The organism is Clostridium sp. 10cd*, assembly GCF_044336395.1.
Classification (GTDB): domain Bacteria; phylum Bacillota_I; class Bacilli_A; order Erysipelotrichales; family Erysipelotrichaceae; genus Clostridium_AQ; species Clostridium_AQ innocuum.
The window spans coordinates 855,784-882,582 of record NZ_CP172347.1; the positions used below are offsets into that span (position 1 = coordinate 855,784).

30 protein-coding genes are annotated in these 26,799 nt (G+C 42.5%); 27 read left to right on the forward strand and 3 right to left on the reverse strand.

Annotated features, from left to right (window positions below; genetic code table 11):
• Window positions 1-7 precede the first annotated feature (7 nt).
• From rplE to ACG3M1_RS04425, 21 genes are all read left to right on the forward strand, one after another.
• On the forward strand, window positions 8-547 hold the full coding sequence (gene rplE, locus ACG3M1_RS04325; protein ID WP_002607428.1) for a 50S ribosomal protein L5: 540 nt from the start codon (window positions 8-10) through the stop codon (window positions 545-547).
• A 16-nt stretch (window positions 548-563) separates the two neighbouring features.
• Window positions 564-749, forward strand: coding sequence for a type Z 30S ribosomal protein S14 (locus ACG3M1_RS04330; RefSeq protein ID WP_002607429.1), 186 nt, complete (start codon window positions 564-566; stop codon window positions 747-749).
• A 21-nt stretch (window positions 750-770) separates the two neighbouring features.
• Window positions 771-1,166 carry a 30S ribosomal protein S8 gene (gene rpsH / locus ACG3M1_RS04335; protein ID WP_002607430.1) on the forward strand — a complete coding sequence of 132 codons (396 nt, stop codon included), beginning with the start codon at window positions 771-773 and terminating at the stop codon, window positions 1,164-1,166.
• Between the two features lie 21 nt (window positions 1,167-1,187).
• A complete protein-coding gene (gene rplF, locus ACG3M1_RS04340; RefSeq protein ID WP_002607431.1) occupies window positions 1,188-1,733 on the forward strand; it encodes a 50S ribosomal protein L6 in 546 nt (181 codons plus the stop codon).
• Between the two features lie 21 nt (window positions 1,734-1,754).
• Complete coding sequence (gene rplR / locus ACG3M1_RS04345; protein ID WP_002607432.1) at window positions 1,755-2,111, forward strand: 50S ribosomal protein L18; 357 nt, start codon at window positions 1,755-1,757, stop codon at window positions 2,109-2,111.
• Window positions 2,112-2,123: 12 nt separating this feature from the next.
• Window positions 2,124-2,636: a 30S ribosomal protein S5 gene (gene rpsE / locus ACG3M1_RS04350; protein ID WP_002607433.1), complete on the forward strand. Its 513-nt coding sequence runs from the start codon at window positions 2,124-2,126 to the stop codon at window positions 2,634-2,636.
• 15 nt (window positions 2,637-2,651) lie between these two features.
• Complete coding sequence (gene rplO / locus ACG3M1_RS04355; RefSeq protein ID WP_002607434.1) at window positions 2,652-3,092, forward strand: 50S ribosomal protein L15; 441 nt, start codon at window positions 2,652-2,654, stop codon at window positions 3,090-3,092.
• A 23-nt stretch (window positions 3,093-3,115) separates the two neighbouring features.
• Entirely contained in the window at window positions 3,116-4,399 is a 1,284-nt protein-coding gene (gene secY / locus ACG3M1_RS04360) for a preprotein translocase subunit SecY (RefSeq protein ID WP_021420307.1), read from the forward strand.
• A gap of 4 nt (window positions 4,400-4,403) precedes the next feature.
• Window positions 4,404-5,066: an adenylate kinase gene (locus ACG3M1_RS04365; protein ID WP_373144771.1), complete on the forward strand. Its 663-nt coding sequence runs from the start codon at window positions 4,404-4,406 to the stop codon at window positions 5,064-5,066.
• Window positions 5,067-5,068: 2 nt separating this feature from the next.
• Window positions 5,069-5,842, forward strand: a complete 774-nt coding sequence (map, locus tag ACG3M1_RS04370; RefSeq protein WP_002607437.1) for a type I methionyl aminopeptidase — start codon at window positions 5,069-5,071, stop codon at window positions 5,840-5,842.
• Entirely contained in the window at window positions 5,835-6,053 is a 219-nt protein-coding gene (gene infA, locus ACG3M1_RS04375; RefSeq protein ID WP_002607438.1) for a translation initiation factor IF-1, read from the forward strand. Before map ends, infA begins: the two co-directional genes overlap by 8 nt.
• Window positions 6,054-6,077: 24 nt before the next feature.
• Window positions 6,078-6,194, forward strand: coding sequence for a 50S ribosomal protein L36 (gene rpmJ, locus ACG3M1_RS04380; RefSeq protein WP_008979808.1), 117 nt, complete (start codon window positions 6,078-6,080; stop codon window positions 6,192-6,194).
• 15 nt (window positions 6,195-6,209) lie between these two features.
• On the forward strand, window positions 6,210-6,575 hold the full coding sequence (gene rpsM / locus ACG3M1_RS04385) for a 30S ribosomal protein S13 (protein ID WP_002607439.1): 366 nt from the start codon (window positions 6,210-6,212) through the stop codon (window positions 6,573-6,575).
• A 21-nt stretch (window positions 6,576-6,596) separates the two neighbouring features.
• Window positions 6,597-6,995 (forward strand): 30S ribosomal protein S11, encoded by a 399-nt coding sequence (gene rpsK / locus ACG3M1_RS04390; RefSeq protein WP_002607440.1) that lies wholly within the window; start codon window positions 6,597-6,599, stop codon window positions 6,993-6,995.
• Window positions 6,996-7,023: 28 nt separating this feature from the next.
• The gene (locus ACG3M1_RS04395) at window positions 7,024-7,983 is read left to right on the forward strand and encodes a DNA-directed RNA polymerase subunit alpha (RefSeq protein WP_008726983.1); all 960 of its coding nucleotides are present in this window, start codon (window positions 7,024-7,026) and stop codon (window positions 7,981-7,983) included.
• Window positions 7,984-8,010: 27 nt separating this feature from the next.
• A complete protein-coding gene (rplQ, locus tag ACG3M1_RS04400; protein ID WP_002607442.1) occupies window positions 8,011-8,376 on the forward strand; it encodes a 50S ribosomal protein L17 in 366 nt (121 codons plus the stop codon).
• 1,141 nt (window positions 8,377-9,517) lie between these two features.
• On the forward strand, window positions 9,518-9,946 hold the full coding sequence (locus ACG3M1_RS04405; RefSeq protein WP_240140329.1) for a M15 family metallopeptidase: 429 nt from the start codon (window positions 9,518-9,520) through the stop codon (window positions 9,944-9,946).
• Window positions 9,947-10,158: 212 nt separating this feature from the next.
• Window positions 10,159-11,145 carry a M15 family metallopeptidase gene (locus ACG3M1_RS04410; protein WP_008818600.1) on the forward strand — a complete coding sequence of 329 codons (987 nt, stop codon included), beginning with the start codon at window positions 10,159-10,161 and terminating at the stop codon, window positions 11,143-11,145.
• Window positions 11,142-12,320: a CapA family protein gene (locus ACG3M1_RS04415; RefSeq protein ID WP_002607445.1), complete on the forward strand. Its 1,179-nt coding sequence runs from the start codon at window positions 11,142-11,144 to the stop codon at window positions 12,318-12,320. The genes ACG3M1_RS04410 and ACG3M1_RS04415 overlap by 4 nt, the downstream gene beginning before the upstream one ends.
• Window positions 12,317-12,898 carry an O-methyltransferase gene (locus ACG3M1_RS04420; protein ID WP_008818601.1) on the forward strand — a complete coding sequence of 194 codons (582 nt, stop codon included), beginning with the start codon at window positions 12,317-12,319 and terminating at the stop codon, window positions 12,896-12,898. The genes ACG3M1_RS04415 and ACG3M1_RS04420 overlap by 4 nt, the downstream gene beginning before the upstream one ends.
• A gap of 125 nt (window positions 12,899-13,023) precedes the next feature.
• The gene (locus ACG3M1_RS04425; RefSeq protein ID WP_008818602.1) at window positions 13,024-13,725 is read left to right on the forward strand and encodes a ribonuclease E inhibitor RraB; all 702 of its coding nucleotides are present in this window, start codon (window positions 13,024-13,026) and stop codon (window positions 13,723-13,725) included.
• Window positions 13,726-13,870: 145 nt separating this feature from the next.
• On the opposite strand, the gene ACG3M1_RS04430 is transcribed toward ACG3M1_RS04425, so the two are convergent.
• Together ACG3M1_RS04430 and ACG3M1_RS04435 are read right to left on the reverse strand one after the other, a co-directional pair.
• The gene (locus ACG3M1_RS04430; RefSeq protein WP_008818603.1) at window positions 13,871-14,395 is read right to left on the reverse strand and encodes a hypothetical protein; all 525 of its coding nucleotides are present in this window, start codon (window positions 14,393-14,395) and stop codon (window positions 13,871-13,873) included.
• A gap of 112 nt (window positions 14,396-14,507) precedes the next feature.
• Entirely contained in the window at window positions 14,508-15,530 is a 1,023-nt protein-coding gene (locus ACG3M1_RS04435) for a DUF2804 domain-containing protein (protein ID WP_008818604.1), read from the reverse strand.
• Between the two features lie 222 nt (window positions 15,531-15,752).
• Here ACG3M1_RS04435 and ACG3M1_RS04440 point away from each other — a divergent pair, with 222 nt between their 5' ends.
• The 4 genes from ACG3M1_RS04440 to ACG3M1_RS04455 all read left to right on the forward strand — a co-directional run bounded on the left by ACG3M1_RS04440 (window position 15,753) and on the right by ACG3M1_RS04455 (window position 22,823).
• Window positions 15,753-16,463 (forward strand): ABC transporter ATP-binding protein, encoded by a 711-nt coding sequence (locus ACG3M1_RS04440; protein ID WP_022300296.1) that lies wholly within the window; start codon window positions 15,753-15,755, stop codon window positions 16,461-16,463.
• A complete protein-coding gene (locus ACG3M1_RS04445) occupies window positions 16,453-18,045 on the forward strand; it encodes a hypothetical protein (protein WP_022300297.1) in 1,593 nt (530 codons plus the stop codon). Before ACG3M1_RS04440 ends, ACG3M1_RS04445 begins: the two co-directional genes overlap by 11 nt.
• Before the next feature lie 565 nt (window positions 18,046-18,610).
• On the forward strand, window positions 18,611-19,942 hold the full coding sequence (locus ACG3M1_RS04450) for a hypothetical protein (protein WP_009269756.1): 1,332 nt from the start codon (window positions 18,611-18,613) through the stop codon (window positions 19,940-19,942).
• Between the two features lie 370 nt (window positions 19,943-20,312).
• A complete protein-coding gene (locus ACG3M1_RS04455) occupies window positions 20,313-22,823 on the forward strand; it encodes an ABC transporter ATP-binding protein/permease (protein ID WP_008818608.1) in 2,511 nt (836 codons plus the stop codon).
• Between the two features lie 484 nt (window positions 22,824-23,307).
• Here the strand turns inward: ACG3M1_RS04455 and ACG3M1_RS04460 are convergent, their stop codons facing one another.
• Window positions 23,308-23,745, reverse strand: a complete 438-nt coding sequence (locus ACG3M1_RS04460) for a MarR family winged helix-turn-helix transcriptional regulator (protein WP_008818609.1) — start codon at window positions 23,743-23,745, stop codon at window positions 23,308-23,310.
• A gap of 217 nt (window positions 23,746-23,962) precedes the next feature.
• Here ACG3M1_RS04460 and licT point away from each other — a divergent pair, with 217 nt between their 5' ends.
• A complete protein-coding gene (licT, locus tag ACG3M1_RS04465) occupies window positions 23,963-24,802 on the forward strand; it encodes a BglG family transcription antiterminator LicT (protein ID WP_008818610.1) in 840 nt (279 codons plus the stop codon).
• A 135-nt stretch (window positions 24,803-24,937) separates the two neighbouring features.
• Window positions 24,938-26,788 (forward strand): beta-glucoside-specific PTS transporter subunit IIABC, encoded by a 1,851-nt coding sequence (locus tag ACG3M1_RS04470; protein ID WP_395814969.1) that lies wholly within the window; start codon window positions 24,938-24,940, stop codon window positions 26,786-26,788.
• Window positions 26,789-26,799 lie beyond the last annotated feature (11 nt).

A 26,799-nucleotide genomic window follows, 5' to 3' on the forward strand; every position in this document is an offset into this window, starting at 1 on the left:
CTAAAGGATGAATCGCCTAGAACAGAAATATAAAGAGGTCGTAACACCAAGCCTGATGAAGAAATTCAACTACAAATCAGTCATGGAAGTACCTCACGTAGATAAAATCGTTATCAATATGGGTATCGGTGAAGCTATTTCAAACCCAAAAGTGCTGGATGAAGCAGTTGCTGAGCTGGCACAGATCACCGGACAGGCTCCGGTAATCACAAAAGCTAAGAAGTCCATCGCAAACTTCAAACTTCGTGAAGGAATGCCGATCGGATGTAAGGTTACTCTGAGAAAAGAAAAAATGTATGATTTCATGGATAAGCTGATGAACATCTCACTGCCTCGTGTACGTGACTTCCGTGGTGTCAGTGCCACTTCCTTTGACGGTCGTGGAAACTACACTCTGGGTGTAAAGGAACAGCTGATCTTCCCGGAAATCGATTACGATAAGATCAACAAGGTTCGCGGTATGGATATCGTTATTGTTACGACAGCCAACACGAACGAAGAAGCAAAGGCACTGCTGGAAGAAATGGGCATGCCTTTCAAGAAATAGGAGGACTTAGACGTATATGGCAAAAAAAGCAATGGTTAATAAATCAAAACGTCCTCAGAAGTACAAAGTGCGCGAGTACACCAGATGTGAGCGTTGTGGACGTCCTCACTCAGTTTTACGTAAATACAAACTCTGCCGTATTTGCTTCCGTGAGCTGGCTTACAAAGGTCAGATCCCGGGTGTGAAAAAGGCAAGTTGGTAGTCAGATAGGAGGAATACAGTCATGATTATGACAGATCCGATTGCAGATATGCTTACCAGAGTTCGTAACGCGCTTCAGGCTCGTCACGAAACAGTGGAAATTCCTGCAAACAAAGAAAAAGTTGAAATCGCTAAGATTTTAAAGAATGAAGGATTCATCACAGACTATACAGTCGATGGTGATGTTAAGAAAACCATCACAGTTACTCTGAAATATGGTCCTAACAACGAAAAAGTAATCAACGGGCTGAAGAGAATCTCAAAACCAGGTTTACGTGTTTACGCAAAGGTGGACTCCATTCCTCGCGTAATGAACGGACTGGGAATTGCAATCATCTCTACATCCCACGGTGTGATAACAGATAAAGAAGCGAAAGCTAAACATGTTGGCGGTGAAGTCATCGCTTACGTTTGGTAAGAGCTTAACGGAGGTAAGAAAATGTCACGTATCGGTAATAAAGCGATTACCATTCCTGCCGGCGTTGAAGTAACCATCGCTGCCGGGAATGAGGTGACTGTTAAAGGTTCCAAGGGAACTTTAACTCGTCAGTTTAACCCTGCTTTGGGAATCAAGGTAGAAGAAAATGTATTGACAGTAACTCGTCCTAACGACGAAAAGCATGTGAAACAGCTGCATGGTACAACCCGTGCATTGCTGGCAAACATGGTGGAAGGTGTGTCCGAAGGCTTTACAAAGGAACTGGAACTGGTAGGTATCGGTTTCCGTGCTGCTGTAAGCGGAAGCAAGCTGACCTTAAACGTTGGGTACTCCCACCCGGTTGAGTTCGCTGTAGAAGACGGTCTGAAGGTAGAATGCTCTTCTGCTACGGATATCAAAGTATCAGGAATTGACAAACAACGCGTTGGTGAATTCGCTGCAAACATTCGTGCTGTGAGAAAACCAGAACCTTACAAAGGAAAAGGTATTCGCTATAAAGGTGAATATGTTCGTCGTAAGGAAGGTAAAACAGCAGGTAAGAAATAGTGGGAAAGGAGAAATTGAACAATGCTTAAGAAAGTTTCTAGAAATGACGAGCGTATGCGCCGTCACGTGCGTGTTCGTACCAAAATCAGCGGTACTCCTGAATGTCCCCGCCTGAACGTTTTCCGTTCAAACAGCAACATTCACGCGCAGATCATTGATGATGTTAACGGTGTAACCCTGGCATCTGCAAGTAGTGTAGAATTAAAGTTAGAAAACGGTGGAAATGTTGAAGCCGCTAAAACTGTAGGAACAGAAATTGCAAAGCGTGCAATTGAAAAGAACATCACTGGTGTCGTATTCGACCGTGGTGGATATGTTTACACAGGGCGTGTAAAGGCATTGGCCGAAGCAGCAAGAGTTGCTGGCTTGAAATTTTAGGAGGTTATGCGAATGGAACGTAGACCAAGAAGAAATCGCGATGCTGAAAAAGAATTTGAAGAACGCGTAGTTACCATTAACCGTGTAACAAAAGTAGTCAAGGGTGGACGTCGTTTCCGCTTTGCAGCTCTGGTTGTTATCGGTGACAAGAAGGGCCGCGTCGGCTTTGGTACAGGTAAAGCCAACGAAGTACCTGATGCAATTAAGAAAGCAATCGAAGATGCTAAGAAGAATGTCTTCACAGTACCTGTTGTAGGAACTACAATTCCTCATGCAATCACTGGAAGATATGGAGCTGGAGAAGTATTCCTGCGTCCTGCTTCTGAAGGTACCGGAGTTATCGCCGGTGGTCCTGTTCGTGCAGTCCTGGAGCTGGCTGGTATCAACGATATCCTTTCCAAGTGTCTGGGAAGCCGTACACCAATCAACATGGTTCGTGCTACGATCTCTGCCCTGAAAGATCTGAAAACGATCGAGGAAGTTGCTCGTCTCCGTGGTAAAAAACCAGAAGAAATTCGCGGTTAATAGGAGGATTAGAACATGAAATTACATGAAATGAAATATACTGAAGGAGCTAGACAGAAAAGCTACCGTGTTGGTCGCGGTCATGGCTCCGGAAATGGTAAAACAGCAGGAAAGGGTCACAAAGGACAGAAAGCAAGATCTGGCGGAGGCGTTCGTTTAGGTTTTGAAGGTGGTCAGACACCACTTGCTAGACGTTTACCAAAACGTGGATTTACAAACTTCAATCGCAAGGAATATGCTATCGTAAACGTTGCATCCCTGAACGGGTTTGAAGACGGTACGGAAGTAACTCCGGAACTGTTGATTGAATGTGGATTAGTAAAGAAAGAACTGGATGGTATTAAAATCCTGGGCGAAGGTGAATTGGAGAAGAAGCTGAGCGTAAAAGCAAACAAATTCTCTAAATCAGCAATCGCTACCATTGAGCAGGCAGGCGGAAAAGCAGAGGTTATCTAATCATGTTTAGGACCTTTGCAGACATGTTCAAGAATAAAGATATTCGTAACCGAATATTCTTTACTCTTGCCATGTTGTTCGTCTTTCGCTTCGGTTCAGCAATCACTGTACCGGGCGTAGATGTAACCGAATTGATAAAAGGTATGCAGGACAGCTCACTATTTGCGATGATTAATATGCTGGGCGGTGGTGGTCTGGAGCAGCTTTCCATTTTTGCGATGGGTGTTGGTCCATACATTACTGCCTCCATTATTATTCAGCTGTTATCCATGGATGTCATTCCTGCGCTTACCGAACTGGCTAAGGGCGGAGCAACCGGAAAGAAGCAGATTGACCGTTATACACGCTATCTGGCAGTCGTATTAAGCTTTTTCCAGGCATCCACACTGGTTTACAGTTTCTCCACACAGTATAAAACACTGCTGGTAAATGGAAGCGGATGGGCTTCTATTTTGTACGTTGCGACTCTGTTAACAGCAGGCAGCATGTTCATTCTGTGGATTGGAGACCGTATCAGCATGAAGGGAATTGGAAACGGTGTTTCCATGATCATTGCTGCCGGTATCATCTCCAGACTGCCATATCAGTTTACAACAGCATGGCAGACACTGGTGGATCCAAGCAACAGCAGTGCAACCTTCAATGGTATTCTGACATTCGGACTTTATATTGTGTCCTATCTGCTGATTATCGTATTCGTCGTCTTCATGCAGACAGCAGAACGTAAGATTCCGATTCAGTATACATCCAGTACTGTAACGACTCGTAAGAAGGACATGACTTACCTGCCGCTGAAAATCAATTCCGCCAGCGTAATTCCTGTCATCTTCGCATCCGCCATCATGGTTGCGCCGCTGCAGATCTGCAAAATGGTCTGGCCAGCAGCAAGCTGGGTCAAAACACTGGAAACCTATATGGGAATGCAGACTCCGGTCAGCCTTGTGATCTATGTGGTTTTGATACTGTTATTCACCTTCTTCTATACGAAGCTGCAGGTGGATCCGGAAAAAATCGCAGAGAACCTCGGAAAATCCGGTACGTATATCCCGGGAATCCGTCCGGGTACGGAGACCAAAGAATATGTTAACAAAGTATTGTGCAGAATCACGGTTCTGGGAGCAATCGGGCTTGCCTTTATCGCTGTTCTGCCGCATGCACTGCCTCTGATTCCAGGCATCAATCTTCCACAGTCAATGGGTATTGGTGGAACCGGAATCATCATCGTTGTCGGTGTGGCAATGGAAACGGTAAAACAGATCGAGGGACGCCTGACACAGAAATCCTACCGCGGATTCCTGCAGAGATAAAACGATAGAAGGTGAACCTATGAATATCCTGATTATGGGAGGACCTGGTGCCGGAAAAGGTACGATGTCTGCCAAAATCGTCGAGAAGTTTAACGTTAACCACATTTCCACGGGAGATATCTTCCGCAGTGAAATCGGAAAGGGAACAGCTCTTGGCATGGAGGCGAAAAGCTTCATGGATAAAGGACTGCTGGTTCCCGACGAAGTCGTTAACAATATGGTAAAGAGTTATCTGGAAAAGCTGGAAGACAAGAAAAACGGTTTCCTGCTGGACGGCTATCCGAGAACACTTGACCAGGCCAAAGCATTCGATGCACTGGCTGAAGGCAGCGAGCTTGCCATTGACAAAGTCATCGCACTTGAAATTGACTTTGAAAAGCTGGCAGATCGTGTAACCGGACGCCGCATTTGCAAGGAATGTGGAGAAATCTATCACATCAAATCAAAGCCGAGTAAAACCGATAATGTTTGCGATGTATGTGGTGGAGAATTATTCCAGCGCAAGGACGATACTGTGGAAAGCTTAACAGTGCGTCTGGAAGAGTACAGTTCACAGACGGCTCCGGTGCTTGACTATTATGATAGTAAGGGAATCGTCACAAGAATTGATGCGAGTCAGCCGATTGACAGCGTATGGAATGATACACTGACAGCTCTGGAGAAATAGGAATGGTGAAAGCCAAAACAAATCAGGAGTTGACAAAGATGAGAAAAGCGGGTATAATTGTTGCGCTTGCACATCGTGCAGCAAGTGCAGCAATGCAGCCCGGAATTACCACGCAGGAATTGGATAGAATCATTGAAAATGTGATTCTGGAAAACGGTGCAACACCGTCATTCAAGGGTCTGTACGGCTTTCCGGCAGCAGCCTGTATTTCTATAAATTCTGTCGTAGTACATGGTATCCCAGGCGATACCGTTTTATGCGACGGAGACATTGTTTCAGTAGATATCGGTGCCTGTTATCAGGGGTACCATGGAGACTCTGCCTGGACCTATGGCGTTGGCAAGCTCAGCGAGGAAGATCAGCGACTGATGCGTGTCAGTGAAGAATCCTTGTATGAAGGTTTAAAAATGGCCAGAGCGGGGAATCATTTAACTGATATTTCTCATGCAATCGGAGAATATGTGTTTACGCACGGGTATTCGATTCCAAGAGACTATGCAGGACATGGTATTGGAACTTCTGTCCATGAAGATCCGACAGTTCCAAATTTTGGCCCGGCAGGCCGCGGCATCCTCCTGCAGGAGGGTATGACGCTGGCAGTGGAACCGATGGTTCACGCGGGCAAACCACAGACAAGAATGTTGAAGGATGGCTGGGGTGTCGTCACTAGAGACGGCAGCAAGGCAGCTCATTTCGAACACACGATTGTGATTACAAACCGTGGGTATGAAATACTCACAACACTGAATAAGGAGGAACGTCCAGATAATGGGTAAACAAGATGTTATTGAAATTGACGGAGTTGTCGTAGATACTCTGCCAAACGCAATGTTTAAGGTGAAACTGGCCAACGGACACGAAATTCTGGCTCACGTTTCTGGTAAAATCCGCATGCACTACATTCGCATTTTACCAGGGGACCGTGTTACCGTAGAGATTTCACCGTATGATTTAACACGTGGGCGTATAACATTCCGACACAAGTAAGTCGTGAATTAAGGAGGAAAACGCATGAAAGTAAGACCATCTGTCAAACCAATATGCGATAAGTGCCGCATTATCAAACGTAAAGGCCGCGTCATGGTTATTTGCGAAAATCCAAAACACAAACAGAGACAGGGAAACTAACGGAGGTGTAATGTAATGGCTCGTATTGCAGGTGTAGACTTACCACGCGATAAGCGCGTAGTAGTATCATTAACGTATATTTACGGTATCGGTCGCTCCACATCAGAAAAAATTCTGGCTAAAACTGGAATCAGCGAAGATATCCGTGTAAAAGACTTAACAGAAGATCAGGTAAATGCAATCCGTAACGAAATCGATGGTGTAAAGGTTGAAGGTGACCTGCGTCGTGAGGTTCAGTTAAACATCAAGCGTTTAATGGAAATCGGATGCTACCGTGGAATCCGTCACAGAAGAGGATTACCAGTACGCGGACAGCGTACAAAGACAAATGCTCGTACGCGTAAAGGTCCAGTTCGTACAGTAGCAAACAAAAAGAAATAGGACGATAGGAGGAAGTAAATAATGGCAAAGAACGTAAAAGCGAACTCACGTGGTAAACGTAAGGCACGCAAGAATATTGCTCGTGGAGTTGCACATGTCCACTCAACATTTAACAATACCATCGTTACTATTACTGATGAAAACGGAAATGCTGTAGCATGGTCTAGTGCTGGTGCTTTAGGATTCAAGGGATCTCGTAAATCCACTCCTTTCGCAGCACAGATGGCTGGAGAAGCTGCAGGAAAAGCAGCAATAGAGAATGGTATGAAAGTAATTGCAGTTAGCGTAAAGGGTCCGGGACCAGGACGTGAAGCAGCTGTAAGAGCTCTGCAGGTAGCAGGACTGGAAATCACATTGATCAACGATGTGACACCGATCCCGCACAACGGTTGTCGTCCACCTAAACGACCACGTGGTTAATGATTAACTGTAATTGAGGAGGTAAACTATGCAAAAATTCGAACGTGCACATTTTGAAGTAAAAGAATATGATGAATCTCAACATTACGGGAAGTTTGTGTTTGAACCTTTGGAAAGAGGTTTTGGTACAACCATTGGAAATGCACTAAGACGTGTTTTGCTCTCCTCTTTACCGGGAGCTGCCGTATTTTCAATTAAAGTTGATGGTGTTTACCACGAGTTCACTTCAATTCCTGGAATTGTAGAGGACGTAACGGCAATCATTTTAAATATCAAAACCCTTGTGATGAGTATTCAGGATGATGAAATTTATACCCTGCGTATCTCAAAACAGGGTCCAGGCGCAGTAACCGGTGCTGATATCATTTGCCCGGAAGGTGTGGAGGTAATAAGCAAGGACTTGCACATCTGTACACTGGAAGAGGGCGGAATGCTGGAAATGGAACTGCAGGCTCGTATTGGTCGCGGGTACGTGAGTGCTGACACAAACAAGCAGCTGTACCAGACACCAAATCAGCCTCTGGGAATCATTTACACAGATTCAATTTATACACCAATCGAAAAGGTATCCTATAATGTGGAGCCGACTCGTGTTGGACAGGATGCTCACTATGACAAGGTTGCTCTGGAAATCTGGACAGACTCTTCACTGAGTCCTGCAGAAGCCGTAGCACTTGCCAGCAAAATTCTGATCGACCATCTGGAGCTGCTGACGAATGTTCACGAAGCAGTAAACGATATGGAATCCGTGATGAAGGAAGCACAGGGTGAGGTACAGAATAAGGGACTTGTCATGATGATTGAAGACCTTGACTTATCCGTACGTTCCTATAACTGTTTGAAGCGTGCAGGAATCCAGACTGTGGAGGAACTGACACAGAGAACAGAGGATGAAATGATGCGTGTAAGAAACCTGGGTAAGAAATCATTAAAGGAAGTTAAAGATAAGATCTATGATTTGGGACTGAGTTTCAAGTCATACGAATAAATATTCGCAAGGGAGGTTAATGGACCAATGTGGAATCGTAAATTAGGACGTAAGGCTGACCACCGTAAAGCTTTATTACGTAACATGGCGACATCCGTGATCGCTTACGGTCAGATTGAAACTACTGAAATGAAAGCAAAGGAACTTCGTTCCGTTGTTGATGAACTGATCACACTGGCAAAACGTGGAGACCTGCACGCTCGTCGTCAGGCTGCAAGCTTTGTACGTGATGTTGTTGTCAATGAAGAAACAGGACAGACTGCTCTGCAGAAGCTGTTTGAAGAAATCGGTCCTGCTTATGCAGACCGTAAGGGTGGATATACTCGTGTTGTTAAGACAAGAGTACGTCGCGGAGACGCAGCACCTATGGCAATCATTGAATTAGTTAAATAAATAACATGAGAACTGCAACGCAAATCCATAGCGCTGCAGTTTTTTTATCCCTACGGTAATTTAGACATCCTTTTTTAGGACCAGTGACAAAGGCAGATCAGCTGTTAAACTGGAATTGTTTGACGAGGGCTCCTGTATGATCACAACTGTTGTTGTGCAGGCGATAATAGAATTCCTCCCGTATTAAATTTATGAATATGGAGGATTCATGCATTCGCATTAAACAAATAATCTTATGCGATAGACATATCATGTATTTGATGGAAAAAAAGAAATTGAATACAGATCTGTGGTTTCGTTAACATACGATTCAGCAGTGTCTTTTTATATTGAAAAAAAGGTTACCTGTATTCTTTTTACCTGCATTGTAGTATTATAGTGTTGTAAAGGATGTGGGTAGCTCATGCGAATGAAGAAAAAAGTTCTCATTGCCGGTATTGCGATAATACTTGCAGCTTCCGCCGTTGTTGGCTATATCTGGCCACAAAATTAAAAAAAGGAACAGGATTATGCAAAGATGGAGATAACATTCCAAAAGGATCGCCAGATTCTGGAATATGGGGAAAAGATAGACAGCCGCTCCTTTGTAAAGCATTCATTTGGTGAAGTGAAAACCTACCCGAACGTTAATACAAAGAAAACAGGTAGTCAGACAATCACCTATGTATTGACCTATGAAGGGCAGACGAAAAAAATACCGTATACGGTTGAAGTAAAGGATACAAGAAAACCGACAATAAAGCTGAAGGAGAATCATATTACACTGGAATATGGGCAGAAGTATGATGTCGCAGATAATATAAAAAGCGTTCGTGATCCGATTGACGGACCCTTGAAGAAAGCAAACAAAAAAGCAGCCGGAAGCTATTGGATTGACAGCAAACTGAATGTGTTGGAGGCGGGGAGCTACACCATCACCATACATGCACAGGATTTAAATGGAAACAGTGCAGAAAAAAAGTTTACGGTAACGGTAGAGAAAAAAACAGAGCCGGAGCTGAAGGAAAAAAATCCTTCTTCTTCTGATGAAGCGTCATCATCACAGACAGAAGGTTCCGAAGCTGCATCTGTCGAGCCGTATTACGTCAACGGAGTGCTTCTGGTGAATAAAAAGCATGCACTGCCACAGAATTACGGAGGGATGGATTCCAATGCTTACGCAGCTCTGCAGCAGCTTCAGGCCGGAGCTGAGGCTGCTGGTTATTCCATGCCGCTGATCAGCGGCTATCGTTCCTATGCATATCAGGCTTCCTTGTATAACAGCTATGTCGCACAGGATGGACAGGAGCTTGCTGATACCTATTCAGCAAGACCGGGACATTCGGAGCATCAAAGCGGTCTTGCCTTTGACATCGGTGCCTTGGATAACGGGTATGGCAATACGCCGGGTGGGAGATGGCTGAATGCCCATTGTGCAGACTATGGCTTTATTCTGCGCTATCCGGCAGGTAAGGAAAGCATTACAGGCTATCAATACGAGCCATGGCATGTTCGCTACGTTGGGAAAGAAATCGCATCCCGGATTATGTCACAGGGGATCACGCTGGAGGAATATCTGGGCGATGTATAAGCATAGAAAACAAGTGAACTCTACATTCCTGTATAGAGTTCGCTTTTTTCCATTATGTCCGCCGCTTCATAAGACAGCCGTATTATTGAGGAAAAACAGCAAGCTTCCCATATATAATATTAAGAAACAGGGAAGATTCACCTGCTTTTTGCGGATGTCACTGTACGAATAAACAGAAACTGTTATAATATGGTGGAGCGAGGGATGTACATATGAGAAAACAACTGATGATACTTATGACGGCAGGGTTTCTGCTTGCCGGCTGCAATTCCAACGAGGAAGAGGACGCCCTAAAACAGTATGGGGTAGAGGATACAAAAAGCTGTGATAATCTTGCGGCTGTGAAGCAGGCAGGCGACAAGCTTGTAAAGGACAAGGGAAGTGTCTACTGTGCCATCACAACAGATAAGAATCTGGATCAGGCAACTGCCTTTGTGAAAAAGGATTACGATGCGAAGCGCATCAGCGAGTTTTTAAAGCTTCCATACTACCACAAGGAGTTAACCGAGCGCTATATTGCATACGATGACGGAAAAAGGGCAGTACAGGACATTGTTACGAAAGTTAATATCGGCTTGGATCAGCCATATTTCACCAACGTTGATATAATCAGGGATACTGATGATGTAGCACTGCTGGTTAATAAATATCACCGGCTGCCGGATGATTATGAGCCTAAGAATTTGGTAAAGACTCCGAATGCCTGTGTAATTGGAGAAGATTTTTCCTGTCAGAGCGAGCCTCAGTATCTACGCAAGGAGGTTGCGAATGCATTTTCCGAGCTGGTGAAGGCAGGAAAAGAAAAGCAAATCAATATCAAGGCAATTGCAAGCTATCGCAGCTTTGCATATCAGAAAAATCTGTATGATTATTATGAGCAGAGTCAGGGAAAGGAGTATGCGGATAAATACTATGCCCGCCCGGGACAGAGTGAGCATAACAGCGCCCTTGCCGTGGATGTGACCATTAACAATGAAAATTTCAATGAAATTGAAAACTCAGAGCATTATGACTGGCTGCTTAAACATATCGCAGACTATGGCTTCATCCTGCGATACCCTGAGGATAAGGTGGATGTGACCGGTTATCAGTATGAATCCTGGCATCTGCGCTATGTCGGAAAGGATATTGCTAAGGAAATTGTGAAGCAGGGGCTTACACTGGATGAATATATTGCCAGAAAGGATGTGCAGAAATGAAAAAGCTTATGGTTTTGATGCTGAGTCTGCTGCTGTGTGCATGCAGTACATCAGAGAATAAGGAAAAAGAAACACCGAAAGAGGATCCGAAAAATGAAAATACAACGGTATCCTTTGTCGGAGTCGGAGATAATTTGATTCATGAAATGATATATAAGCAGGCGGATGCTGCTGCCGGTGAGATGAATGATGGAAAATATGATTTTACGGAAATGTATACGCATGTAAAGAAGGATATTCAGAAAGCGGATCTTGCTTATATCGATCAGGAATCCATTGTTGGCGGAGATGCGCTTGGTATCAGTGGATATCCGACATTCAACACGCCTGCGGATATCGCTAAAAATGTTGCGGATACCGGCTTTGATATCGTGAATACGGCAAACAATCACTGTCTGGATAAATATCAGGAGGGAATTGATTATTCTCATGAAATCTGGGCAAAACAGAAGGGCATTATTACAGCTGGAACCTATACCTCCCAGAAGGATCGGGATACGATACGTACAATCAAACGCAAGGGAATCACATTTTCCTTTCTTGCCTATACCTATGGAACAAACGGAATTGAACCACCCAATCCCTACAGTGTTGCTTATTTCGATGAGGACCGGATTCGCGAGGATGTGAAGAAGGCAAAACAGCTCAGCGACGTTGTGATTGTTTCTGCGCATTGGGGTGATGAAAATGTTTCAGCCCCTACGGAGTTTCAAAAGAAGTATGCAAAGCTGTTTGCGGATTTGGGTGTTGATGTTGTTGTCGGTGAGCATCCGCATGTGATTCAGCCGGTAACATGGATGGATGGTAAGGATGGAAATAAGACGCTGGTCATTTACTCACTTGGCAATTTTCTGAATGGAATGCTGGATGTAAATAACGTTCTTGGCGGTATGATCCGTTTCGATTTTGTAAAAGACGCAAAAAGCAGTGAAATTTCCATCCAGAATGTGAAATGGGAACCACTGATTACACATTATACTGGAGATGCTGCGGATATTATGAATACGAGAAAGAATTTCACAGTATATAAGCTGAGTGATTACAGCGAGGAGCTGGCGGAACAGCATGGATTAAATGGTGTGGACGGACAGAAGGTTCGCCTGAATGATCTGTATGCACGAACAAAAAAGGTGATTACAGAAATACCTGTTATAGAAAAAGGGGATACGAAATGACGCTGATAGAAGAAATGGAGATGTATGCGCACGAACATGATGTGCCGATTATGCAGAAGGAGGGCATTGATTTTATGTGCTCCTTTCTGAAGGAGCATAATCTGAAGCATGTGCTGGAAATCGGAAGTGCCATCGGCTATTCGGCAATCCGTATGGCAATGCTGGATATGGATATACAGATCACCACGATTGAACGGGATAAGGATCGCTATGATCAGGCTGTGGAGTATGTAAAAAGAAGCGGCTTGCAGGACCGGATCACACTGCTGTTTGGTGATGCACTGGAGACAGTCGTTGAGGGAAGCTTTGATATGCTGTTCATCGATGCGGCCAAGGCACAGTACACTAAGTTTTTCGAGCGCTATGAGCCATTGCTGAAAAAGGGCGGATATGTAATAACGGATAATCTGAAATTCCATGGTCTGGTAGAGCATCCGGAAAACATTAAAAGCCGCAATCTGCGTAGTCTGGTACGTAAAATCGGAAATTTTGTCGAGTATCTGAAGCAGCGTGAGGATTATGATACACAATTTTATGATTTTGGAGACGGTGTGGGAATCAGCAGAAAAAAAGTGTGAGTATAGATCGGAAAGAAAAGGCGTAGCCGGTGCAGTAAGGAATGAAACTATTCCTGAAATTAAGCTATTTCATGTATCATTTCGCATGTTTTGTGATACAATAGAAACAAGAAAGTGGTGATACTATGAAAAAGATAATACCTGCACTGGCGGTAATTGCCGGAGCTGCGGCACTGGTTGCCTACAAGCTGAAAAAGGATGAGGAAAAACAGATCGTTGATCTTGATCAGGGACTTCTTGAGGATGAGGATGACCTGAATGAAATGGATATGGATGACGAAATTGAAGAAGGTCCGATCAGTGATCCCGCTTCCTGTATGGAGACTGTGAAAAAAGAAGCTGCGGATGCTGCAGAGGATTTGAAAGATCTTGCAAAGGATGCTTTTGAAGAAGGAAAAGAAGCAGCTGAGGATTTTGCGGATGCTGTGAAGAATCAGGCAGCGGAAGCAAAGGATATCGTTCAGGATGCTGCAGAGGAATTTGATACGGATTTTCCGTCTCTCCTGAAGAGTGAAACGGCAGCTCTGAAGGAGCAGGCAAAGAAATTGATGGATGACATGCTGCAGGAGGGTGATGTACATGAAAATGAGCGTCCGGTTCAGCACAGCGTGGTATTCCAGACAGCCGAGGATATGGACAGCTTTAAAAATGAGGTTATCAATAAGGGCTTCGTCATCACAAGAGGGGATGAAGACCTGGAGCTGATTGTATTGCATATCACACCGATTGATGATGTCAAGCTGATGGGAAATATCCTGTATATTGCCGGCGAAGCGAAGCTGCATCATGGTAAATATCAGGGATGGAGCAGTAAGGTTATTTATTAAGCCATACAAATAGAAAGACGTCACATACTGCGGCGTCTTTTTCTCAGCTTTGAAACACTTGCTTTTATTCGCTGAATGCTCATAGCACTATAGAGATTTTTTTCGTAAAGAAAAACCCCCCAGTTTTATGCACCGGGTTTTTTTTTCAATCAATTAACACTGTTTCGTCTATGCGTTTTCCATGCTTATCGTAAAAACGTAATTGTGAAATACTTGAATAAGGCGGAAGGAAGTCATAGCTTTTGATAAGATAGGTATCCAGATTTGATAATCCATCCAGTGATATGGTGAGCTTATCTTTATCATTCTTGGAAGCACGCAAATCAAATTCATAGCGCTCTGCTTTCACGATACTGTTATCGATAAAGATAACGATATGGATATTATCGGGCGTTCCAACCTTCATATAGCCAAAAGGTGTATCAGATTCTCTGCCGCCTTCATAGGAATAGGATGAACCATCCTTCTTAAAAATCAACAGATGATAGGTGTCCCCTTGTTTTAGTAAATATAGTAAGCTTTGCTTATCTTCTATAACATTTAATTGCTCGTGATTTTTATAATTATAGTTCATATAATCCTTTGGATCAACCGTATCCTTGCTGAATTCACATGCGGATAAAATGATTGCGCAGGCGAATATAAATGACAACCTTATTTTTGCTTTCATTTTCTTATCTCCCGTTAAAGTAGAAATGACCTATTCGGCTTTTAGAACAGATGATACGTAAGCCCTATGGATGTAATCATATCACATAGGTAATTGAAAATAATGATATGATTTAATAGCGGTTGTGAACCTTTTCAAAAAAGCAAAGCATATCCTCTAGCTTCAATATGCTTCCATCGTCCAATACGGCCGTTCCACTGAGGTAGCCGAAAACCTGATGCTGATCCGTTACAATGATGAGCGCACTTGTTTTCGCACAACGATCAAGAATCGGTCGAAAGGACATTTCAAAGCGTGCGTCGCTGGATGTAATACGCCAAGGCTTGAGATAGCTGTCCGGCGGTATGTGGAAGGTAACATCCTCCAGCTTGTGTGCAACACCATCATACAGCAGTAGATTTTCACTGGCCGCTGTCGTATCACCAAAGCCGTAGCCGACATTGAAGCCAAACGGTTTTCCTTCCACAAGGCCGTTTCCGTTTCCCCAGTACCAGGTGTTGTCATAGGTCCATACCCCACGCCCCCAATCCAGTGTTCCGAAGGAATCCTGTGGATCAAAGTGTATTGTGTTACCGTCAAAGCTGACATTTCCCTCAGCACGCATGCAATTGATTTTCTGATTGTAGTAAAATGCGGTCTTTTTTTCTTTCCACGGTGTCGCAATTACCATACTGTCCATATCCGGCTGATGCAGCGTGATTTCACAATGGAATGGTTTTCCTTCATAGAAGTTCCGAAAATCACAGCGAAGAATGCGTTTGCCCTTCATGACCTGAAATTCCATATCGAGTCGCTTATCCCTGTATCGGCAGGAGCCGCTTTCCGAGCTGGTCGGCAGCTTCAGCTTACCCATTGGAAATGCGTTCAGTATGGTTTCGGTATGCTCCCAGCCCTTCTTAAAATCAAGAAGAGAAACGGATTGCAGTCCGATATAACCGTCATCGGAGATTGTGAAGGCGACACCGTAAAAATCGTTCAGTATCAGATAATAATCCCATTCCTTGATTCTCCAGCGTTTTGCTTTAATATCCTCTCTGCGATATTCCTGCAGCAATGAACGGGACCAGCCTGCCTCTTTCAAACTGCCATGCTCATCCAGCAGAGGATGACGCTGTGTAACCTCATGATTGCGCATACAATAGCCTCCTGTTCTTCTATCTTCATTATAGGCAGTGTCCTGCAGGATTACAATATCATGACGCAAATCCTTGATTTTAATTGACAAATGATTTTCGTACGAGTATCCTGAACTTACAGATGCCGTAGGCTGTCGCATGACCATCAAATAGCCGGTAAAATAAGCGGTCAAACACGGATACAGTGTCTGCATTAGAGAAGGACAACCGGGAGGATACCTATGAAGCTGCATATACAAAATGTAAAGAAGACCTATGACGATAAAGTAGTGCTGAAAGGGGGCAGCGCTGTTTTTGAACAGGGGAAGATTTATGGCCTGCTGGGGAGGAACGGAAGTGGTAAAACGACGCTGTTTAACTGCATTTCTCACGAGATACCCTGTGAGGGTGATGTTCTGATTGAGGAGCACGGAGAATTGCGTAAGGTAGAGGACAGAGATATCGGCTATGCATATTCCAGCCCGATTCTGCCTGAATTTATGACTGGTTTTGAATATATCCGCTTTTATATGGATATTCATGCAAAGGAAATTGATTCTGCCAAGACCATAGATTCCTATTTTGATCTGATGCGCATCGTAGCGGAGGACCGGCATCGTCTGATTAAGGGGTACAGTCACGGTATGAAGAACAAGCTGCAGATGCTGGGATTTCTGATCTCACGGCCGAAGATCATTTTACTGGATGAACCGCTGACATCCTTTGATGTTGTTGTGGCAAATGAAATGAAGCATTTGCTGCTGGAAATGAAGGAGGAACACATTCTCATATTCTCCACCCATATTCTGCAGCTGGCAAGAGATCTCTGTGATGAGATCGTGCTATTGCATAACGGGGTACTGGAACAGCTCGGTCATGATCTGCTGCAACAAAATGATTTTGAGGATCGCATCGTTTCACTGCTGCAGGAGGAAGTAAAGCATGCTGAGTGATATTCTGCTGCTGTTTCGGATTCGGATGACCAGAAAGGTGAACGGATTTTTCTATTACTTTAAAAAACTCCCTCTGATTGGCAGGCTTTTGAAGGAATCCTGTTATGCGGCTGTAAATCTAAAGGGAGTGCTGAGTGTCTTCTCCTTCTTGGTGGATGTCCTGATGAACCTATTGAAGAATCTGCTGTATCTGTTTGTGGTGATTGCTGTGCCGCTGATCAATCTGCAAAAGGGTGCGAATGATGTGCAGATTAGAAATGGATTTCTGTTTGGCTTTGTACTGTTAAGTCTTGTGGCAGGAAGCATAAGCAACAGCAAGCTTCTCACAGCGGACGATGAAACCTTTATTCTCAGCCGCCAGATGCATATGGCAGCCAGACGCTGTCTGTGCTCCCGCAGCTGGTACAGCTATAGCATGAATGCGATCGGACTCTTCCTGGCGTGCCTGCTTCTGTCCTTTATGTTTTCGTTTCCCTTCTGGTATGCATTTATGGCCGGATTCGGCTATCTGGGCTCCCATCAGTGTATGGACATGCTGCAGATGCGGCGCTTTCAAAGGAAAAACAGCTTTTATTTGCAAGCGAATACATGGAAGCTCCTCATTCCACTTGGCTCCTTGATCTTGCTGTATGCATTATACTGGCTGAATGTGGATTTCAGCTTTACTCCATGGCTGTTCTGCATCTTTGCACTTGTGTGTGCAGCAGCCATCATTCCCTATTTGCGTTTTGAAAGCAGCTATCATGCTTACAGTGAGCTGCTGACATGTCTGCTTGTGGAGAATTATGAAATACTGAAGCTGGACAGCAGCCAGATGAAGCAGATGGAGGTAGCGGTGGATGAAAAGAGCTATACGAGTGAGGAGCTGCAATATCGAACAAAGAATACGGGCTATGCCCTTTTAAATGAACTATTCTTCCGCCGTCATAAGCATCTGATTTATAAGCCGGTAAGGTTTCGTCTGGCTGTCATGACAGCACTCTGGCTTGCAGGGACATGTTTGCTGATCGTGCTGAAGGATGATATGAAACTCACGAAGGATATTCTGGAGCTGCTTCCGCCATTTGTATTCCTTTCCTATATCCTCAGCATCTCACAGCGTGTCTGTAAGGCGATGTTTATGAACTGTGATGTATCGCTGCTGCATTACAGCTATTATCGTAGCAGGGAGGCGGTGCTGGTAAATTTCCGACTTCGCTTAAAAAAGCTTTGCTACTATAATCTCCTGCTGATCATGGTGCTTTGCCTGTATATGAATAGCACCGTTGTGCTTGTTGGATTGCCCTATACTCTCTCCACGCTTCTTCTGTTTGATTTTGCTTTGCTTTGTCTGGCTGTGTTTTTCAGTGTTCATTATCTGTTTGTCTACTATATCTTTCAGCCGTATAATGAGCAGTTTGATATGAAAAACCCGTTTATGTCCATCCTCAACGGTCTTGTGTATCTTTTTTGCTATTTCTGCATGCAGCTGGAGGGAAGTCTGTTGTTTGTCAGCGGTGTTTTGGCTGCTACACTTCTATATATCCCGATTGCGCTTCTCCTAGTATATCGTCTAGCGCCGAAAACCTTCCATTTGAAATGATGGTTAAGGCTATTGGCACTCCCTGGTTCCAATAGGAGCCACGGTATCCATTCCAATGACTTTGGATCCAGACAAAAATAATTTCTATCTGACTCCTGCAGCAGTCTGCGTTATCCATTACAAGGCTGTGGCTAGACGTTGCAGGATAACATAACTACGTTTTTCTCTAAACTGGCTGATGGATCTTGTGGTGAAAAAGGCTCACATATCAAAGGCATACCTGATTCTGATTTCATACTTGGGGAAACAGAAATTCATATCCATTTCGACAATGCGTGCAAAAGCAGCCTGTTGATCATACTGTCTGTATTTCTGAAAGGGGAAGCATTTGAGTATTACGTAAGCTTGGAAACGGTCTAACGTGGACAGGCGGTACCAATTTCAGGAGAACAGGGAATATGCATTGAAGCACAGACCAGGCATATAACGTATGTATATTTTTTTATGCTGCATGAATATGTATCCAACACATGTCCGCTATGGTTCTTTCTTTGTATTATCCAGAAAAATAGATTGCGGAATTTTTTCTTTTCGCTATAATTATAGGAAGTAGGGAGATGAGGGCATGCTGAAGAAAAATTTTAATTATTTTACTATGTTTGCGACCGGGCTGTTTTTCTGTGTGCTCGGTTTTTCCTTTATCTTCGATTCTCTTGCTGTCTGGAACTGGCTGTATACAACGCTTGTTATCGGTATATCCGTCGCCGGTGTTATTCGTATTTTCAATATGATTCTGAATTACCGCAAGCTGAAGCACAAGGGCGGACAGTTTCTGGATATCATCGTGTGGCTGATTGCGATTATCATATCACTGGCGATCCCGGAAACCTTTTTCGCCATCTTTCCGCGTTTGATCGGCTGCTGGATTCTGCTGCATGCCATTATCAAAATCATCGTCTTTTATATCAAAATCAAGGATCGGCTGCCGATTCCGTTTATGAAGGTGATTTTTCTATGCGGCGATTTGATCATAGCCTTTTTTCTGATTGTAAATCCGGGCGCACATGAGGATGTAATCAGCTTTTTTCTGGGTGCCTATTTCCTTATTTACGGAGGAAACACCCTGCTTGATCTGATACGGGAAATTCTTCCGAGCGGTAGCGGGGATAAGCTGGATCAGAAAATTCAGCTCTCGGTACCTCCGGTATTGTCTGCCGTTATTCCTCCACATCTGATGAGTACCCTTTTGAACAAGGATAAAGAGGATGAAATCAAGGAACGCTTTGATGCCATAAAAGAGGATATTCCCGTTGATATGGAGGTACTGATACATTTAGCGCCAAGTGGACCCGCTATGTTTGGACATGCGGATGTCGTATATCGTGGATTGGTCATATCCTATGGCTGTTATGATCCGCATAACCGGCATTTATTCGGTACACTGGGGGATGGTGTCGTCATTATCGCACCAAAGGATACCTATATTCGTAACTGTCTGGAGAATGAGAATAAGACACTGATCGGTTTTGGTGTATCCCTGAATGAGGAACAGAAAAAAAGGCTGAATGACCGCATTCTGGAGGTATTTGAAACCTTTTGTGATTTTGAGTGTGACGAGCAGCTAAAGCAAAAGGGACTTCCCTGCAAGGGGGCTTGTGATGACTATCTGAGCCGTGTTACCCGTACATCACCGGAAGCCAGATTTTATAAGATACGAGAAGGAAAGCTGAAAACCTTTTTTGTGGTATCGAGCAACTGTGTTTTTTTTCTTGGAAACCTGCTGAGCTCTATCGGCTTGAATTTGTTTGACCTCAGCGGTATTATATCTCCGGGAGCTTATTATGATTTTTTAAACAAGCAGTTCAAAAGTCACAAGGGGTTTATCGTATCGCGAAGGCTGTATCGGAAAAAGGATGCGAATCAATTTGATCAAAGCATGTCTGAATTTCATAAGTGATATCATCAGGGCAAGCACGCATCAGCGTTCATCAGGTCTGGTTTACAGAGCTGCACAGCATCTATAACAGCAATAGGATTTATCAAAAGCAGGATGAAAGCGTTTCATAGCTGCTGACTGATAAATCCTTTTTTATTTTCATTCTATGAAAAGATGACATCGTAGAGGGTAACACGATAGATAAGCAATGTTCTACGTCTTTTCTGTTTAAATCAGAATACATACACCATACTGTATGCGTTGCTATCCTGAACCTTACAAAATGGTCACATTTCTAGGAATACATTGACAAATCCCGCTGTTTCATATAGTGTATTAGTGTAATAGATACAGTAGTACAGTTTGTGACATGTACAGGGAGGAGAATACAATGCTGGAGCTGAAACATATAGCAAAAACGTATAAAACAGCAAAGGGAGTGAAAACCGAGGCTCTAAAGGATATCAATCTGCGCTTTCCACAGCGCGGGATGGTGTTTGTTTTAGGAAAATCAGGGTCAGGGAAATCCACCCTGCTAAATATCATCGGAGGACTGGATCAGGCGGATGCAGGGGAAATCATCATCAATGGGAAAAGCTCTGCGGATTTCAAGCAATCGGACTATGATTCCTACCGCAATACGTATGTGGGGTTTATCTTTCAGGAATTTAATCTGATGGAGGAGTATACCATTGAGAAGAACATCGCCATGGCGCTGCAGCTGCAGCAGAAGGAAGCATCCCATGCGGACATCGAAGAAATGCTGAAGCGACTGGGGCTGAGCGGCTATGCGGCAAGATATCCGAATGAATTATCAGGCGGACAGAAGCAGCGTGTTGCGATTGCCCGTGCCTTGATTAAGGAACCGGAAATTTTGATGGCGGATGAGCCGACCGGGGCTTTGGATTCTGCGACAGGGAAAGAGATTTTCGATACTCTGAAGGAATTGAGCAGAGAAAAGCTGGTGATCGTTGTCAGTCATGACCGGGAATCTGCACAAGCCTATGCGGATCGAATCATTGAATTTAAGGATGGTGTTGTGGAAGCTGATAGCGCGCCTGATGTTGAAGAACACGCCGAGGTGTTTGAAGCAATTCATTCCCATCTGCCGTTTAAGGATAGCTTCCGTCTTGGCTTTTCCTGTCTGGGGCATAAGAAGATCCGAATGGTATTCACCATTCTGTTGACCAGCTTTGCCCTGCTGCTGCTGGCTCTTTCGGATGCCGTTGGAAACTTCAGCTCTGTCAATGCGCAGTATAAGGCGGCTGAGGAATTACAGGAGCAGTATGCGGGTGTTCGTTATCAGTATATCGATGATCAGGGAAACGTTATTTATACCGGAATGGATACGCAGATAAAGGATGCAGATATAAAAACTGTTTTAAAGGAGAATCCGCAGCAGAAGTTCGCAAAGGTCTATTCCTGGGATACGATGCCGCTGCGTCTGGGCGATTTGGGAATTGAGGAGCTGGACAGTACAGCATATTCCGCTGCTGTCGAACAGTATAAGCTGACAGAAATGAGCAGCTTTGATGTTCTGGGCTTCAAGGATATCAAGGGAAGGTTTCCAAAGGATTACAAGGAAATGGCGATTTCCTCCTATCTGGCGGATATCATCCTTACACAGGGAATCGCAGATGAAAAAGGAAAGCTGCAATTTCCGAAATCATATGATGATATCTTGCAAAACGTAAAGCTGCCAATCGGTGATACATGGATGCGCATCAGCGGGATTGTAAGTAAGGATACCAGCAAATATGAATCCCTGAAGAAGGTCAGTGCAAATAATATCGACAGTGAAACCTACAAGCTCGTTCGTGAATTCCGAAATATAGCAAATATAAGCAGTAATAAGCTGTATGTGAAAGAGGGCTTTGTAAATACAGTGAAGCAGCAGAAGGGAACCGTTCTGGACAGCAGCAGGCATAATCTATTTCTGCGGGTCAATGATGAGGATAAGGGCATGTCCTCACTGGCCTATCCTGCGCAGGCGGTTTCCTATTATGATGGAACAGGAATGGTTTCCACAAAGAGCGTAAAAAAAGATGAAATCCTGCTTTCACCGGATATGCTGATGTTTATTCTGGGAAAATCAGAGAGCTTCTATAGTGATGCCATGGTAAAGAAATCCACAGAAGAGATTCGCAAGACTTTGCAGGATCATGCAAAGCGGCTGATTGGAAGAAATGTGGAGCTGCATGTGGATGAGGGCTTTGGAAACAGCGGTGAGCTTTTGAAGCAGCAGGTGCGGATTGCCGGTATATTGATGCCGGAGGGAACTTTCAGTATGGAGGATGTTTATCAGATCAATGATAACATTGTCAATAAGGAACTGATCGCCCCTTACATTCCGGATACGCTGTATGTCAGTGAGCTGCTGAGCAGCTTTGATGATACCACATTGAAGCCGTTTCTTGAAAAATATGAGATCAACAACAATCTGTATGCCAACACGGTAGCTACACAGGATGTTAAAAGCATCAAGGATTTTGCGAGCTTCGCTACCAAGGTATTCTTCTATGCAAGCATCGCACTGTTCATCTTTGCGGCAGTGCTGATGATGAATTTTATCATTGTGTCGATTTCCTATCGTAAAAAGGATATCGGTATTCTGCGTGCCATCGGCGCAAGAAGCACAGATGTTTTGAAAATCTTTATCTGGGAGGGCGTCATGCTGGCGGCAATCTCCTATGTAATTACCATGATAGGCTTGCAGCTGGTAACGCTGATAACCAATAATTTTGCCAAGGATGAAATCGGTGTTCTGATTTCACCGGTCATCATCACGCTGCGTCAGCCGCTGCTGATGCTGGTGATCGTTGCGGTTGTAACCTTTATTGCCTGCATCCTTCCGGTTACCAGAATTGCACGCCAGCGTCCGATTGACGCAATCAAGAAGTGATATAACAGTATACATTTTATAGAAATAAGGAGTTGTAGAGAATAGTCGTGAAAAACTGGCTAGTAGGTACTACAGCTCTTTTTTTGTTGGTATTCCATATAAATTGCATGTTTATGATATTGGGATATACCCACTTAATCTTGATAGGTCTTTATGATTCACAGGAAAGAGTAAGGGTTATCAGTGCAAGCATAGCTCAGGTCGTTTTTTAGTGGAAGCATAACTGCTCAGCGTTATACAAGAATGACAGTATTAAACATGAAAATGAAATAAAATATTTATTTATATTTAGGTTTATATTAGCTGTTATTTTCAAAAGTATGAAATTCATCTTGTGTTATGTCATTTTGGATAGAAAATCGAGATTGAAAATTATATAACTCCCTGCTAATTTCTGCCTCTTTTTGTTTCAAAGATGAGCGTTCTTCTGAATACGAATCTCATGGTCACTAAAACAAGGATAAACTAAAAAGAAATAGTGCCATTATAATAGTTTACACAATAACCTTTGTAAAGTGACTACCTCTTCCTTTGATAATGGAGCTAATAAAATCTTATTAGTTTTTATAATCTTACTGGCTATTTCATCAACCATCGAAAGACTTTTTGGTGTTAAATGCAAATGAAAATATCTCGCATCCTTTATACTTTGTATTCTATACACAAAATCTTTACTTATCATGTTCCGCATCAAAGCGGTTACAGACGGATTTGTCAATCCCATTTGTTTCTCAATGTCTTTTTGATATATTTCTTCTTTGCTCACGTATATGAATAAAATAATCATTGCCTGTTGAAACGTTATGTTAAATTCTTTCAATGCGGTATTATAAACAGTAAGTGTTTTTTTATCTAATTCATGAATCAGGTTCCCTATTAGACCATTGTGCTCAGATGTAAGTATTTGTATATCTTTATTCATATGAACCTCCATAAGATAGATATCTATATTATATCATAATAGATAAGTAAATGGTTTGAAAAAAGTATATTTAATAAATAAAATATATTGACATTTTAAAATACATAGAATACAATGTATATGACAAAGGATTGTGACTTTAAGTAGGCAAGACCAAAAGAAAAAGAGATTTCTTTTAGGTTTTGCTTGTTTTTTTAAGGAGGATAGGAGAATAGATATGAGAATAAAAAGAATATTAAATAATAATGCTGTAGTCTCACTTGACGAAAATGAAAATGAAGTCATTCTGCTTGGATCTGGTATTGCATTTAAGAGAAAAATTGATGATGAAATCCCTTTATGCAGTGTAGATAAAATATTTTCTTTAAAAAAATCTGAAAACAAGTCGAAATTCTATGAACTTATCTCGGATATCCCTATGGAATATATCAAGCTAACAGAAGAAATTATTTTGATGGCGGAGGAAAAACTTGAGAAAAAACTAGATGAAAGTTTATACTTATTACTAACAGACCATATTCATTATGCTGTAGAGCGTTCAAAAGAGGGGCAGCAGATTCGTAATAAAATGATTTGGGTAATTGAACATTATTATCCGGTAGAATATCAGATAGGCAGTGAAGCAATCACGATGATTAATGATCGGTTGAACTGTCATTTGATGCAACCTGAAGCTGGCTTTATCGCAATGCATATCGTGAATACCTCATCTTCCTGCAGTATGGAAGAAATTAAGAATGAAATGAAAGACATGAAAGCAATCTGTAAGCTTGTATCGTATCATTTTGACATACAGATTAATGAAGACTCCATGAACTATCTTAGGTTTGTCACACATTTGAAGTTTTTTATACAAAGAGTCAAACATAAACAGCTTCTAAATAAGATAGAGCAAAGCGATGAATTATTTTCTATTATTTGTAAAAAGTATTTTCAATCGTATTTATGTGTAGAAAAAATTGAAAAGTATTTTTTGAAGACATATGATGCAGAGATCAGCGATGAAGAAAAGATGTATCTCGTGCTGCATATAGAAAGAGTTGTAAACAACATCTAGCATTTTTATATGGGAAGGAAGGGATAAAATTTTAAGATAACGTACAAAGGGCAATCGGATTGTGACTTTAAGTAGGCAAGACCGCCATCGTTTACTACATTCTCAAATCTAAATAAACGAAAGGTGGAAAAAAAGATGAAAAAAGATTATGCAGATTTAGCAAAGAAAATTCTTCAGTATGTTGGTGGAAAAGACAACATAACATTTGTAATGCATTGTGCAACAAGGTTGCGATTTACATTAAAAGACATTGATAAAGCAGATACGAAGTCCATTAAAGAGTTAAAAGGTGTAATTGATGTAATTATTAAAAATGGACAGTATCAGGTTTGTATCGGTCCGGATGTTATTGATGTATTTCATGAACTGAATCAGTTAGGCACTTTTACGAAGCAGGAAAATGATAACTCAAAAGAAAAGAAAAAAATAGTTGATAAATTCTTTGAAGTAATCTCAGGAATATTTACACCAATCGTCCCGATCCTAATGGCGGCAGGTATGGTTGGTGCAGTCCTTACGGTTTTGAATCTGATAGGTATATTACCAGACACCAGTCCTACTTATTATGTTTGGAATCTAATAAAAGAAGCTGGTTTCTACTTCTTGCCCATTTATGTCGCATACACCGCTTCACAAAAATTAGGAGCGAATCCATTCTTATCCATGTTGCTGGGTGGAATATTATTACATCCGCAATTGAATAATTTTGAAGCACTGGGATTGGAACAATTGAATTTCTTTGGTATCGCAATTAAGAATGTAACATATTCAAGTACGATTCTGCCCATTATTCTTAGTGTGTGGCTATTATCTTACGTAGAGAAATTCTTCAATAAAATCTGTCCACAGGTCATCCGTGCTTTTAGTGTTCCTATGTTATCGACTATGATTGTGGTTCCTATCATGCTTATTGTTATTGGACCTGCTGGTGCTTATTTAGCTGATTATTTATCTGAATTTGTTCAATATCTTGGAGATAATCTTGGATTTTTGGCTGTTGGTATTATTGCGGCGTTAACGCCAATCATGATTGCTACCGGTACGCATTCCTTTGCTTTTCCTGTTATCGTAACCACATTGGCAATGAATGGTTCTGAAGCGCTCATTGTGCCAGCGATGCTGGCGGAAAATATCGCAATGGCAGGTGCTGCTTTCGCAGTAGGTATGCAGTCTAAGAATAAAGATGTAAAAGCAGAAGCAAATGCTGCGACCATATCTGCATTACTTGGCATTTCAGAACCAGCAATGTATGGAATCAATTTACCAAGAAAAACACCGTTTTATGCCACTATTGTCGCGAGTGGCATTGGTGGGATCTTAGCTGGCTTATTAGGTGTGAAATACTATGCTATTGCATCCGCTAGCTTGGTAGGATTGCCTGCTAATATTGGTGATGGATCAATTATGGGCGTTGTCTATGCCGGTGTCGTTATTGTGGTTAGCTTTATAAGTGCGTTTGTGTTGACAAAAGTATTGAGTAAGAAGGATGAAACCATAGAACCTGAAATAAAAAATGCGATTAAAGAAGATAATAAAAAAATAGAAATCAAAGCACCCTGTAACGGAGCAATCGTAAAACTAACAGAAGTGGATGACTCAACTTTCGCAAGTGAAGTTATGGGAAAAGGAATCGCGATGCTTCCAGAGGAAGGTATCTTATATTCTCCTGTAAAGGGAATAGTCAAAACCATATTCCCTACAAAGCATGCAATTGGTTTGTTATCCGATGATGGCGCAGAAATCATGATACATGTTGGAATCGATACGGTACAGTTAGAAGGCAAATATTTTACAACCTACGTAAAACCTGATCAGAGAATAAAAATTGGAGATGAACTTCTTGAATTTGACATCGAGGAAATAAAAAAATTAGAGTACGATATTGTGACACCTATTATCATTACAAATTCACAAGAATATTTAGAAGTATTAGAATGTGATAAAGATCAAGTGAAACGTGGAGAAACCATGATAACGTTACTATAGAGGAGGCTTAT